This window comes from Prosthecobacter sp., assembly GCF_020439865.1.
Taxonomy (GTDB): Bacteria; Verrucomicrobiota; Verrucomicrobiia; order Verrucomicrobiales; family Verrucomicrobiaceae; genus Prosthecobacter.
This window is the reverse complement of the sequence record NZ_JAGRPF010000214.1, coordinates 20,195-33,941: the sequence shown is the minus strand read 5'-3', so window position 1 is coordinate 33,941 and position 13,747 is coordinate 20,195. Positions and strand designations below refer to the sequence as shown.

At 59.9% G+C, this 13,747-nt stretch carries 9 protein-coding genes; 7 read left to right on the top strand and 2 right to left on the bottom strand.

All coding sequences use genetic code 11. The features are described from left to right. Nucleotides 1-71: 71 nt before the first annotated feature. From KDL09_RS22825 to KDL09_RS22815, 3 genes are read left to right on the top strand one after another with little or no spacing between them, the layout of a single operon-like run. Complete coding sequence (locus KDL09_RS22825; protein ID WP_294390391.1) at nucleotides 72-1,196, top strand: protein arginine kinase; 1,125 nt, start codon at nucleotides 72-74, stop codon at nucleotides 1,194-1,196. Further along, nucleotides 1,189-3,714: an ATP-dependent Clp protease ATP-binding subunit gene (locus KDL09_RS22820; protein WP_345781105.1), complete on the top strand. Its 2,526-nt coding sequence runs from the start codon at nucleotides 1,189-1,191 to the stop codon at nucleotides 3,712-3,714. The genes KDL09_RS22825 and KDL09_RS22820 overlap by 8 nt, the downstream gene beginning before the upstream one ends. Before the next feature lie 30 nt (nucleotides 3,715-3,744). Beyond that, nucleotides 3,745-4,953 carry a hypothetical protein gene (locus KDL09_RS22815; RefSeq protein ID WP_294390385.1) on the top strand — a complete coding sequence of 403 codons (1,209 nt, stop codon included), beginning with the start codon at nucleotides 3,745-3,747 and terminating at the stop codon, nucleotides 4,951-4,953. Nucleotides 4,954-4,957: 4 nt separating this feature from the next. Here KDL09_RS22815 and KDL09_RS22810 read toward each other — a convergent pair whose 3' ends face one another. Then, nucleotides 4,958-5,884 carry an SHD1 domain-containing protein gene (locus KDL09_RS22810; RefSeq protein WP_294390384.1) on the bottom strand — a complete coding sequence of 309 codons (927 nt, stop codon included), beginning with the start codon at nucleotides 5,882-5,884 and terminating at the stop codon, nucleotides 4,958-4,960. A 141-nt stretch (nucleotides 5,885-6,025) separates the two neighbouring features. Between KDL09_RS22810 and KDL09_RS22805 the strand changes: the two genes are divergently transcribed. The 4 genes from KDL09_RS22805 (at nucleotide 6,026) to KDL09_RS22790 (ending at nucleotide 9,935) form a co-directional block, all read left to right on the top strand. After that, the gene (locus KDL09_RS22805) at nucleotides 6,026-7,384 is read left to right on the top strand and encodes an MBL fold metallo-hydrolase (protein ID WP_294390381.1); all 1,359 of its coding nucleotides are present in this window, start codon (nucleotides 6,026-6,028) and stop codon (nucleotides 7,382-7,384) included. A 19-nt stretch (nucleotides 7,385-7,403) separates the two neighbouring features. Then, nucleotides 7,404-7,877, top strand: coding sequence for a dihydrofolate reductase (locus tag KDL09_RS22800; RefSeq protein WP_294390378.1), 474 nt, complete (start codon nucleotides 7,404-7,406; stop codon nucleotides 7,875-7,877). 313 nt (nucleotides 7,878-8,190) lie between these two features. After that, entirely contained in the window at nucleotides 8,191-8,913 is a 723-nt protein-coding gene (locus KDL09_RS22795) for a metallophosphoesterase family protein (RefSeq protein ID WP_294390375.1), read from the top strand. Then, complete coding sequence (locus KDL09_RS22790; protein WP_294390374.1) at nucleotides 8,910-9,935, top strand: glycosyltransferase family 9 protein; 1,026 nt, start codon at nucleotides 8,910-8,912, stop codon at nucleotides 9,933-9,935. The genes KDL09_RS22795 and KDL09_RS22790 overlap by 4 nt, the downstream gene beginning before the upstream one ends. A 6-nt stretch (nucleotides 9,936-9,941) precedes the next feature. Here the strand turns inward: KDL09_RS22790 and KDL09_RS22785 are convergent, their stop codons facing one another. Next, nucleotides 9,942-13,739 (bottom strand): efflux RND transporter permease subunit, encoded by a 3,798-nt coding sequence (locus KDL09_RS22785; protein WP_294390370.1) that lies wholly within the window; start codon nucleotides 13,737-13,739, stop codon nucleotides 9,942-9,944. Between the last annotated feature and the right edge of the window lie 8 nt (nucleotides 13,740-13,747).

The following is a 13,747-nucleotide window of genomic DNA, read 5'->3' as shown; positions in this document are numbered from 1 at the left end:
GCACAGGTGGAGCCATCCTTGCTTGTCATTCAACGCGTATCCATGTTGCCACATCCAACACCCGCCACGCCATGATGCGCTTTGCCACATTGATCAAAAACCCCGCTGACTGGATGAAGGGCGCGGGGCCGCATTCCGAGATCGTCATGACCTCGCGGGTGCGTCTGGCGCGCAATCTTCGTGGCTATCCGTTTCCCGGCTTCAGCCAGGAGCGCCAGAGGGTCGAACTCCTCGAACGCGCACGCCCGGTGGTCGAAAACCTTCCTGAAATGCGCGACGGCTACAGCGAAGAGTACTCCGACCTGAGCAAGATTCGCAAACAGGTGCTGGTGGAACGTCATCTGGTCAGCCGCGAGCATGCGGCACGCTCTACGGGCTGTGCCGTGGTCGTCGATCGGAAACAGAGCATCTCCATCATGATCAATGAGGAGGATCACTTTCGCATTCAGGGCATCCGACCCGGCTTGAACCTTGCCAGCGCCTACGAGGTGGTGGACCGCGTGGACTCGGAACTCGAAAGTCTGCTCCCGTATGCCTTTGACCCGAAGCTCGGCTACCTTACCGCCTGCCCGACCAATCTAGGCACCGGCATGCGTGCTTCAGTCATGCTGCATCTCCCGGCGCTCGTTCTCACGGAGCAGATCAATCCGGTGATCAAGGCGGTCGGCAAGATCGGTCTCGCGGTGCGCGGCCTGTATGGCGAAGGCACCGAGGCGCTCGGAAACCTGTTCCAGATCTCCAACCAGCACACGCTGGGAGAGGCGGAGCCCGAGATCATCGCCCAGATCGAAAAAGTGATCGAAGGTGTCGTCCGTTCCGAAACGACCGCGCGTGCAAAGCTCAAGGAAGACCACCAGACCATGCTGCGCGATCAGGTAGGACGCGCCTTCGCCATCCTGCGTTACGCGCACATCCTGACCTCCAAGGAAGCCTTGAACCTTCTTTCCATGCTCCGACTGGGTGCTGATCTCGACCTCATCGGCAACTGCGACCGCAGCCTGATTGACATGCTGTTGCTGGAGATTCAGCCCGCTCATTTACAGCTCAATGCTGCGCGTGAATTGTCCCCTGAAGAACGTGACAGCATGCGCGCTGAAATAACCCGCGCACGGTTGCAATCCATCGACGGCCCGGGTAACCTTCCACCATCAAATTCAACCCCAGGAGGCACCCCCTCCGCACCTCATGATGAATAATTTCACCCCACGCGCCCAACAGGTCCTGGCACTCGCACGCAAGGAGGCGGACCGCTTCAACCACAACTACGTCGGAACGGAGCATTTGCTGCTTGGCCTGATCAAGCTCGGCCAGGGCGTCGCCGTCAATGTGCTGACCAAGCTCGGCCTCGATCTCGAGACTGTGCGCATGCAGGTCGAACAACAGGTCGGTTCCGGCCCGGAAACGAAGATGGTCGGCAACATCCCCTACACCCCGCGGGTGAAAAAGGTTCTCGCCCTCGCCTCCAAGGAAGCCAAGGCGCTCAACCACAGCTACGTTGGCACCGAACACATCCTGCTCGGCCTACTGCGTGAAGGCGAAGGCGTCGCCGCCCAGGTGCTTCGCAACCTCGATGTGAACCTCGACAAGGCGCGCAGCGAGATCCTCAAGGAACTCGACCCCAACTTCTCCTCCCAAAACGAAGAAGAAGAGGAAGAAGAGGGCGAATCCGTCGCTCCTACCGGCAACACGCAGTCAGGTGAAAAGAAGAAAAACGAAAAGACCCCTGCGCTCAAAGCTTTTGGCCGCGATCTCACTGAGCTCGCCATCAAAGGTGAAATGGACCCTGTCATCGGACGCGCGGATGAAATTGCCCGCGTGATTCAGATTCTCTGCCGCCGCACCAAGAACAACCCGGTCCTCATCGGTGAGGCAGGTGTCGGCAAGACCGCGATCGTTGAAGGACTCGCTCAGGAGATTGCTGCGGGCAATGTGCCTGAGATTCTGCGGGACAAGCGCGTGATCACCCTCGATCTCGCCTTGATGGTCGCCGGCACGAAGTATCGCGGCCAGTTCGAGGAACGCATCAAAGCGGTCATGGATGAAATCCGCCGCAACAAGAACGTCATTCTCTTCATCGACGAGCTGCATACCATCGTCGGTGCCGGCGGAGCCGAAGGCGCCATGGACGCCAGCAACATCATCAAGCCCGCGCTCAGCCGTGGCGAGCTGCAATGCGTCGGCGCCACCACCTTGAACGAGTACCGCAAATACATCGAGAAGGACTCCGCACTCGAACGCCGCTTCCAGAGCGTGAAGGTTGAAGAACCTTCCGTCGAGGACGCCATCAAGATCCTTTTCGGTCTCCGTGGCAAATACGAGATGCACCATAAGGCGAAGTACACCGAGGACGCTCTCAAGTCCGCCGTGAACCTCAGCTCGCGCTATCTTCCTTCCCGCTTCCTGCCGGACAAGGCCATCGACATCATGGACGAGGCAGGCTCGAAGGCTCGCATCGCCGCCATGACACGCCCACCCGAACTCAAGGCCATCGAGGCCGAGATCGAGGAGATCCGCGTAGAAAAAGAAGGCTCCATCAAGGAGCAGGACTTCGAAAAGGCCGCCCACCTGCGCGACCGCGAGAAAAACGCCAAGAAGCGTTTTGACGACGTGCTTGAAACCTGGCGCTCCACCAATCAGGAACGCATCGTCGATGTCACGGAGGAGGACATCATGTCTGTCGTCTCGAAGTGGACCGGCGTCCCGCTTCAGCGCATGGAAACGGCGGAGGCCGAGAAGCTCCTGAAGATGGAATCCGAGCTGAAGGGCAAAGTCATCGGTCAGGACGAAGCTGTCATCGCCATCAGCAAGGCTCTGCGCCGTTCCCGCGCCGACTTGAAAGACCCACGCCGTCCCATCGGCTCGTTCCTCTTCCTCGGTCCGACCGGTGTCGGCAAGACCTTCCTCGCGAAGAACCTCGCCGAGTTCATGTTTGGCACCGCTGAGGCGCTGATCCAGATCGACATGTCCGAATACATGGAGAAACACACCGCCAGCCGTCTGATCGGGGCACCTCCTGGATATGTCGGTTACGAAGAAGGCGGCCAGCTCTCCGAGGCCGTGCGTCGTCGTCCCTATTCCGTGATTCTCTTCGACGAAGTCGAAAAAGCGCACCCGGATGTGATGCACCTGCTGCTGCAGATTCTCGAAGAAGGCCAGGTCACTGACAACTTTGGCCGCAAGATCGACTTCAGAAACACCATCGTCATCCTCACCTCCAACGTCGGAGCTGAGCAGATCAAACGTCAGACCAGCCTTGGCTTCATGGCCATGCAGGAAGACTCCGCCGACAACGCCGGCATCAAGGGCAAGATCACCGAGGCCGCGAAGAAATTCTTCAAGCCGGAGTTCCTCAACCGCCTCGACGACATCGTCATCTTCCGCATGCTCGAGAAGGAGCAGCTCAACAAGATCGTCGATCTCGAAGTCGGCAAGGTGGTCACACGACTCAAGCAGAAGAACATCCACATCGCGCTCGACGACGGTGCCCGCGAATTCCTCATGAAAGAGGGCTTCGACCCGCAGTATGGTGCCCGTCCGATGCGCCGTGCCGTGGAGAAGAACATCGAAGATCCGCTGGCCGAGCACCTCCTGCGTGGCGACATCCGCGAAGGCGACAACGTGAAGGTTTCTTACGACGAAGAGCAGAAACGCCTCAAATTCGCCGCCGACAAGCGTGACGCCAACGAGATTCCGGCTGAGACACCGGCCCCCTAACCGGAGGCTCTCAGCCGGGCGCCGCCTCTCATGATCCGCGCTCTCATTCTCATTCTCCTGCTTGGCAGCCTCGGCTGGTGGCTGGATCGTGAGCATCAGGCCGGGCGGTTTCAGCGTGTGGACGAGTTGTTTCTCGACTTCCTAGTCGCCAATGCCCGTGATCGTCTCATCACTGCCGGCGTTCATGCGATGTCCGCTTCGCCCGTGGTCTTCGTGAAAATGCGCGAAGCAGACAAAGCAGAGTATTCCGGCTGGCCGCCACGTCCGCTCGACTGGCAGATGGTGCTGAAGGGCCTGCAGGCCTACGATCCCGCCGTCGTGCTCATTCCCGAAACCCTCCACTGGGGCAAACCGTCACCCGACTTCGTTGCGGAGGCCGCCCAGGCGCTGATGCCCTTTCCGAGCACCGTCCTCGGCGTCGAAGCACAACTTGCCACCAGTCGTGAGGCACCTGCGTTCCTCGGCGGACTCGAAGACTCGCTGCCGCGTTTCCAGAAAGTGCATGGAGACATCGATACGGCGCCCCCGTTGGGTGCCTTGATCGCCGCTCCTGATGAATTGATGCGCCGACAAGCCGAGCTCGGCATCGCCATCGTTCACGACGTCAACGGAGAAGCCGCTCTACCCTACGTCGTGCAGGAAGGCGGTCATCTGCTTCCCACCGCACTCGCACAGGCGCTGGCGCGGTTTACCAAGACGCCCTACGCCACACAGCGGTTGCTGCTCGGCCCTGGAGCCGGGGCCTACCTTTCCCACGGCGCTTTCGTCCCGCTTTCACACTCCGGTGAACTCACCGTCCCCGCGAAGCAGCCCGTCGCCGAGGTCGATGCGCTCAACCTGCTGACCGCGGAGCTGGCCGAAGCGGTGTCCCCGCAGGACAAGGCAAATCTCTCGGGCGGCAAAATCATTGTGATCGGAACCGATGACGATGCCAAAGACGGCCTAGCGCGTGCGCACGCCCAAGTGCTCGCTCACGTGCTCGCCATGCCGCGTCTGCACCTTCTGCCAGCCTGGGGGCAATGGATCACCTGGGGCGCAGCCGGGCTGGTGGGAGCCTGGCTGGTGTTTTTTGTTCCGCGGCCCAAATCCCTGCTACGCGGCATACTGTGCATCTTCGCGGCACTGGTGGTCTGCTTTTTGACCTTCCAATCCAACCTGATGTGGTGCCCGCCCACGATTCCCGCCGCCATGATCGCCATATCGACGGTGTTCGCACGCATCGCAGGACGCAGGAAGTAATCTCTCATTTTACCGCTTCTTGCTTCTGGGCCGGAACGGCAAAGACCTGAACCTCGACATAGTGGTTCATGTCGTTCGCCGAATTGCCATTGCTCCAAAGGCGGAGGTAGCGTGCCTTGGCGAACCTGCCTTCAATAATCCGGCCATAATTGGTTTCGATATACGCGGGATCCTTGCCCTTTCCCATGCCAGAGGTGTTGTCATGATCTGCATTCCAGAGAGTGGTGACACCGGTTTTGAACTGTGGGTCATCTGAAACTTGTATGATCACGTCGTTGTAGGCTACGGCAGCCTTGTGATAATGCCACACCGCGATTTTTTGAAGCGTGTGAGTGGCTTCGAGGTCGATCTGCACCCACTGTTTGCCAGGCATGAGCTCGACAAAGTTGCCGTCAGCGCCGTCGGCATCTCCATCAGTGACCAGCTCAAGCGTGCCGATGATGGGGGCCGGATCGGAGGACGTAACTTTTTTGCCCTTGGCGATGTTCACGGTGCCCTTGAGAGCCATGAAACTCTTGATGCGTTTGGAGATGTCCCAGCGCTCGAGGTTGGGAATTTCCAGAGCTGGACCGCTAATGAACATAGGCTTCGGGAGATCAAGCCGAATTTCTTCCAATTCTCCCATCATGGCGAGAGCCTCAACCGTCACGACGGGTGCCGGAATCACCACGGCGGAATCTGTTGGGCGTGTTCCGGTAATGAACTCCTGATCCTCGGGGCTTAAACTTGCCAAGGACACGACAATGACAATCCCATTTTCACGTCGTAGCAGGACGCTGCCATTCTTGTAGCTGACAAGCTCAGCCCGAACTTCATTCTGGCCAGTGGCATCTTTCCAGACACGGTCTGCGGCCTGGAGTGACGCACCGGTCAGACAAATGCCAAGCACGATCAAAGGGTTTATCAGCAGTAGCAGCAAATGGACGCGCATGATTCCTAAAGTTGAAAAAAGAAGAGGTGACGGCAACCAGATAACGGGTGCCTGTTATGCTGGCACAAGAACCAAATAGCCCTTGTGGAACACTGGCAAGCCCCTAGTGTCGCCCTCCCCTTCCCCCCAAAAAATAACCGCATGCGTTTTCGTAATCTGACGCGCCGACGTGAAATCGGCGCCAATTCCTATCTCCTCGAAGCCGGAGATCATCGTGTCGTGCTGGACTCCGGCATGCACCCGAAGCGTGCAGGTTACGACGCTCTGCCGGATTTCGGACCGCTGCCGCATCAGTCGGCCAACGCCGTGATCATCACTCACGCGCATCATGATCATATCGGCTCCCTGCCCGTGCTTCAGCGCAAGCAGCCGAACACCCCGGTCCTCATGACCGAAGTCACCGGCGAACTTTCGTCCGCGATGCTGCACAACTCCGTCAACGTGATGACCAAGCAGCGCGAGGAGGAAAGCATCACCGAGTACCCGCTCTTCACCCACCGCGAACTCGACGGGATCCGTGCGCAGTGGATCTACCGGGACATCGACCGTCCGTTTGAAATCCCGGACACGAACCTGGAGGCCACGATGTTTGATGCCGGCCACATCCTCGGGTCCACCGGGGTGCTGGTCCGCGAAGGCAGCAACACGTTGTTTTACACCGGCGACGTGAACTTCGAGGCGCAGACGATCTGCCGCGCCGCCGACTTCCCCACCAGCGGCATCGACGTCATGATCGCCGAGACCACGCGTGGCGATTACGCCCGCCCGCAAAACTTCAGCCGCAAGGCCGAAAAGGAACGCCTCGCCGGAGTCATCCGTGACACGCACGAGGCTGGCGGGGCCGTTTTAGTCCCCGTTTTTGCCCTGGGCAAAACGCAGGAGGTCATGCTCATGCTGCACGAACTGCATCAGGAGGGCCTCATTCCTGAAATGCCTCTCTACATCGGAGGCCTGAGCACCAAGATCACCGTGCTCTACGACCACTACGCCTCCCGCAGCCGCCGCAGCTATCCCGGCTTCCGCCTCCTCGAGGACATGAGCATGCTGGTACCGAGAAAGAACAAAAAGCGCCAGGAAATCGTTTCCAGCCCGCACACGCTGTACGCCCTCTCCAGCGGCATGATGACCGAGCACACCGTCTCGAACACGTTCGCCCAGAAGTTCCTCGACAATCCGCGCAACTCCGTCTGCTTCGTCGGCTACACCGACCCCGAATCTCCGGGCTACAAAATTCGCAACGCCCCTCCCGGAACCATGATCAAGCTCGCTCGCGATCTCCCGGCAGTCGCTCTGAACGCCCGCATCGAGAGCTTTGATCTCAGCGCCCATGCCTCACGTGAGCAGATCGCCGAATACATCGAGAAAGTGAAGCCGAAGAAGCTCCTGCTCGTTCACGGCGAAGAACCCGCCCAGATGTGGTTCACCAGTCGTTTCAACGAAACAATCCCCGACACCGAAATCATCCGTCCCGAACCGCATCAGCCCATCGACCTCTGGTAGTACTCGCCACTCCCCTGTCATGCGCCTCATCGCCATCGTCGCCATGTCCAGCAACCGTGTCATCGGACGCGAGGGTAAGCTGCCGTGGCATTTCCCGGAGGATCTGAAGTTCTTCAAGCGCACCACTCTGGGACATCCCATCCTCATGGGTCGTGCAACCTTCGACTCCATTGGTCGCCCGCTCCCCGGCCGCCAAAACATCGTCCTAAGCCGCACGATGGAGCCCCGCGAAGGCATCACCGTCATTCGCAGCGCCTCCGAACTTCCGCAGGTTTGCGGAGACGCCGACACTGTCTTCGTCATCGGCGGAGCGCGTGTGTTTGAGGAGTTGCTCCCGCAGTGTGACGGCCTCTACCTCACCTGGATCTCCGAGCCTTACGAGGGCGACGTGCTGCTGCCCCCCTTCGAACACCTTTTCAGCCTGAAGGAAGTCGTCGGTCACGCGGAGGGGCTCGAATTTCGCTACTACGAAAGAACGGCGAATGTGAAATGACCCCGCCTCCGAGGCATTCTCACATCCTCCTTACAACTCATTTACGACCACCTGACCCATCGTTTGGAAAGTGTGGGAAACTACCCACAGATAACGAACTGGAGACGGTTCGATCAAAACTTTCAAAATAGTGCTTCCTTCTGGCTGTTGGACTCTATTAAAGCGACGGGGCGGATCGGGTGATCCGCCCCGTTTGCTTTTCCACCAAGCGCATCGCACCCTGAAAGCCTCACAGGAAGGTTTCTGATACCGAAATGCTTGATTTCCCGGTGCTTGTCTCGAAGATGCGACCACTCGCCGCCAACCCTAGACGATGAAATTCGCCATTTTCGGAGACATCCACGCCAACCTGGAAGCCCTGCAGACCGTTCTGCGGGACGCCCAGGAGCAAGGTTGCGCCAATTATGTCTGCTTGGGCGACATCGTCGGTTACGCAGCCAATCCGGTGGAATGCCTGCAGGCTGTGCGAGACTTGGGCTGCCCGGTGGTGCGCGGCAATCACGATGAAGGTGCCGCCAGCGAAAGCTCGCTCGAAGAATTGAATCCTCTGGCCCAGAACGCCCTGCTCTGGACCCGCGAACAGCTCAATGAGGAGCAGCGCCAGTGGCTTCGCGATTTGAAACTCGTTCGCCAGGTGCGCGACTTCACCGTCGTCCATGCCACGCTCGATTCTCCCGGCAACTGGGGTTACGTGACCAACCGTTTCGATGCGATGGCCAGCTTCAGCTACCAGTTCACCCAGGTCTGCTTTTACGGCCACACCCACGTGCCGCGCATCTTTGAAAAAGACGACGCCGTGCGCGCCGCACGCGGTACCGATGTCATGCTGCAACGCGGCGTGAAGTACTTCGTCAATGTCGGCAGCGTCGGCCAGCCCCGCGATGGCGACTGGCGCGCCGCCTACGCCATCTACGATGTGCAGGCGCAGACGATCTCCATCCGTCGTCTCGAATACGACATCGAGACCGCCCAGGGCAAGATCCGCGACGCCGGTCTGCCTTCGCTGCTCGCGGATCGCCTGGCGCTGGGCAAATGACCTCCGCCGCGCGCCAGCTTCCAAGCCTGCGCGACTTCCGTTCTGCGCTGATCGTCAAACCCAGCTCTTTGGGAGACATCGTGCACACCCTGCCCGCGGTGAAGGCGATCCGTGACGCGCACCCACACCTGAAAATCCGCTGGCTCGCCAACACTGAATGGACGCCGATCCTTCAGGGCAGCCCAATCATCGACGAAGTGATTCCGTTTCCGCGCAAAACGTTCCGCGGCCTCGCTGGCCTGCTGCGCTTCTGGAACTGGCGACGCACCTGGATGGCGCTGCCACGCGAGGAACCTGAGGTCGTGCTCGATTTCCAAGGGCTGTTCCGCAGCGGCGTCGTCAGCAGTTGGCGTGGGTCACCCTGTGTCATCGGCCTTTCGGATGCGCGTGAGGGAGCCGGCTTCTTTTACAACCACACCGTGCCTGTCGATGCAGGCGCTCACGCCGTGGACCGCTATTTGGAACTGCCGCGAGCCTTGGGCATTCCCATCAAGCCTCAGGACATCACGTTTGAGCTAACATCAGGCGCTGCACCCGCCGGTTGGTCGGAATCGCTGTTTCAATTCATCGTCGTTCATCCATGGTCGCGCGGCGAGGGCAAATCGCTTTCCAACTCCTCCTTGCAGGCACTGTGCGACGCACTCGCGCCGCATACCGTCGTTCTCGTCGGCATGACCGATGATAAAACCCGCCCCACAGGCGAACACATTCACGATTGGAGCCATCGCACCTCGCTCTCAGAGCTCATCTGGGGCATGCGCCAGGCGCAATTTTGCATCAGCGTGGACAGCGGCCCCATGCACATCGCAGCAGCCGTCAATCCTCACACGCTTGGCATTCACACTTGGAGTGATCCGCGCAAAGTCGGGCCATACCCGGCAGGTGTTCATGTCTGGAAGGCCGACCGCATCGCCACGCGCGGTGAATTCAGGCCCGACGAGTGCGTTACTGAAGCCAGCGTGTCAGATCAAGCAGCGAAAGACATCGGCGATTGGGTGAAGTCCCGAATTGCGAACGGCTGATTCACTTCAGCTTGCAGGCGAACGCACGGCCCCGCGCTCCTTCCAGGCGCTGAATAGCACCGGGACGACAAACATGGTGATGATCTCGATGGTCATGCCGCCGAAAATCGGCACGGCCATGGCGATCATGAGATCACTGCCGCGACCGGTGCTGGTTAGCACCGGCAGCAATGCGATCACCGTGGTGGCGGTGGTCATCAGGCACGGGCGCACACGTCGTGTGCCGGCCGTAACCACACTGGCCCGGATTTCGGCGACGGTTCGCGGATTGTCTTTGGCAAAGCGCTGCTTGAGATAGGTGGCGATCACGACACCGTCATCCGTGGCAATGCCGAACAACGCGAGGAAGCCCACCCAGACGGCAGTCGAGAGATTGATCGGAAAGACATGGAAGAGCTCGCGCAGGTTCTGGCCGAACACGGAGAAGTTGAGAAAGTCCGCCTGCCCGTAGGCCCACAGCAGGCAGAAACCGCCCGCCCAGGCGATCGCGACGCCGGTGAAGACGAGAAGTGCGATGAGGCTGGAACGGAACTGCAGGTAAAGCAGCATGAAAATCGCACCCAGCGTGAGCGGCAGCACGACCGCGAAATTGCGGTCAAATTCGAGCTGGTTCTCGTAGTCGCCAGCAAAGCGATAGGTGACGCCCTGTGGCCTCACGAGATCGCCCCGCGTTTCCGCCTCACGCAAAAATTTCTGAGCGGCGAGAACGACGTCCATGGGAGCTGATCCGGGCTCATTGCCGAAAGTGATGAATCCGGTGAGAAAGGTGTCCTCGCTTTTGATCATCTGCGGCCCGCGCGTGAAGCGGATCTCGGCGATTTCCGCGAGCGGGATCGCGACCCCCTCTTTCGAAGTGATGAGCACACGTTCAAGCGCCTCGATGCTGTCACGCTCCTCGCGCATATAGCGCACACGTACGGCAAATCGTTCGCGTCCTTCGACCGTGGTGGTGACCGTTTTGCCGCCAACGGCGAGTTCGAGCATTTGATGCACGTCGGCGATGTTCAATCCGTAGCGTTGAATCGCATCCCGGTCGGGAACGACTTCGAGATAGGGTTTCCCAACGATGCGTTCGGCGCTCACCGAGCCTGCGGAAAGCCCCGGAACACCGCCGGTTTTGAGCAGCTGTTCAATGCGAATTCCGAAGGACTCAACGGCCTGCAGCGATGGACCGCGCACCTTGATGCCCATGGGCGCACGCATGCCGGTCTGCAGCATCACGAGCCGCGTTTCGATGGGCTGCAACTGCGGCGCACCGGTCATGCCGGTGATGGAGATTCGTTTCTCGATTTCCTGCCAGATGTCGGACGGCGACCGGATGTGATCGCGCCATTGACGAAAGGGACGACCGCCGCTGTCGGGAATGAGATCGCCGAATTCGTCGAAGATGAAACGCTCGCCGTCCGAGTCGTAGCGATAGCGCAGGGGTCTGCCATTGGCGTCGGTGATGAACTCGCTTTTGTAGTTCACGATGTTTTCGTACATCGACACCGGTGCGGGATCGAGCGCGGAGTCGGTGCGGCCAAGCTTGCCAACGACCATGTACACTTCCGGCACCTCCGCCACGGCCGCATCGAGCTTTTTGAGGTAGTCGAGCGCCTCCTCCATGGATGCATGCGGATTGATCGTCGGCATGACGAGAAACGAACCTTCATCGAGCGCCGGTCGGAACTCACCACCGAGCCCGGGGAAGGTTTTCTGCAAATCTTTCCACAAGCGGGTTTGCGCCAGTGACGGCACGCGAGCACCGGTCCAGCCGAAAGTTTTCTCCCAGCCGAGCCAGCTCAGAAGCCCCATCACGATGATGCCAGCCGGGATGAGAAGGAACGCCGTCTTGCGTCGCAGGCACCAGCCGAGAATGGCGGGATAAAAATGTTCGACCAACCGGTAAAACAGCAACAGCCCTCCGATGATGGCGATCGTGAAAATCACATTGCGCCATGTGCTGTAGTCGAGACCCAGAGGCATCCAGTCTGAAGCAAGCACACAGCCGGTCAGCGCCGCGATGATCAGGCTGAAAGCGCGCTGGGTTAGCATGGGCGGTGCTTTGACCTTGGCCATGAGGACTGCGGCCGTCCGATCGACGCGTCGCCGCATGAGCAGATGGGCGATCGGCGGGATGAGGATGACGGCGGTAACGACGGATGCGATGAGCGCGAACGACTTCGTGTAGGCAAGTGGCCCGTAAAGACGCCCGGCTTCGCCCGTGAGCGTGAACACAGGCAGGAAACTGACCACGGTGGTCGATACCGAGGTGATCACCGCGCTCGCCACCTCGGTGGTGGCACGATGAATCGTTTCGAGCACCGGTTCGTCCGGTGGCGCGTCATGCATGTGCTTGAGAATGTTTTCGGTCAGCACGATTCCCACATCCACGACAGTCCCGATGGCGATGGCAATCCCTCCAAGCGCCACCACGTTCGCATCCACGCCGAAAAGCTTCATTGCCACGAATGCGATCAGCACGGCAAGCGGCAGCATGCAGCTGATGAACAGGCTGCCGCGCAAATGCAGCACCATTACCATCACGACGATGATGGTGATCAACACCTCCTGCCGCAGCGCGTCTTCCAGTGTCCCCAATGTTTCGCGAATCAGACCGCTGCGGTCATAGAACGGCACCACGGTCACCTTGGACAAGGTCAGCCACTCCGGCCACTGCGCCATGTCGGTTGCCGCGAGCCACTTCTGCCATTCGTCACCCAGAACACTATCGTGCGCTCCGCTGGCGGGCAGTGGCAGATGGTTTTTCGCCGCAAAAGCCCGCACGGCCTCCACATCCGTCATCTCCCAGCGCACCACGGCACGCTGAGGAAGACCTGTGGAAAGCTCTTTGATCTTTTCCTTCGTCTGCTGGATCGCGACGAGTGGATTTTCGCCATAGCGTGCGACCACCACGCCACCCACAGCCTCCGCACCGTTTTTGTCGAGCGCGCCGCGTCGCATGGCGGGGCCGAGCTGCACCGTCGCAAGGTCACCAACAGTCACCGGCGTGTTGTCGCGCACGGTCACCACGGCACTGCGCAGGTCTTCAAGCGAACGCACATAACCTGTGGCGCGAATGATGTATTCGACGCCGTTGATCGCCATGTTGCGCGCGCCGGACTCCGTGTTCGCCCTTCGCACCGCCTCCGCCACATCCATGAGCATGACGTTGTTCGCGCGCAGAGCGTTTGGATTCACGTCGATCTGATATTCGCGCACAAATCCGCCGATGGATGACACCTCAGCCACCGCGCCTCCGGCCAGCAGCGCATAACGCACCTGCCAGTCCTGGATGGCTCGCAGTTCATCGAGGTCCCAGCCGCCCGCGGGCTGGCCTTTGGGATCGCGGCCTTCCAAGGTGTACCAAAATACCTGACCAAGTCCGGTGGCATCCGGACCGAGCGCCGGCCTCGTTCCTTCCGGCAATGTTCCGGGAGGAAGGCTGCCGAGTTTTTCAAGGATGCGGCTGCGCGCCCAGTAGAAATCGGTGCCCTCCTTGAAGATGAGGTAGATGCTGGAGAAGCCGAAGTACGAATAGCTGCGCACCTCCCGCACCTGCGGCACGCCGAGCAGCGCGACGGTGAGCGGATAGGTCACCTGATCGTCCACGTCCTGCGGCGAACGGCCCATCCAGTCGGTGAACACGATCTGTTGATTGTCGCCCAGATCCGGAATGGCGTCGACCGGTACGGGATCACGCGGGAAATTCCCCAGCTTCCAGTCGAACGGTGCCACACGCACGCCCCAGCCGATGAAGAAGGCCAGCAGCAGGAAGACGACGAGCTTTTGCTCAAGACAGAAGCGGATGAGACGGGACATGGCGATGA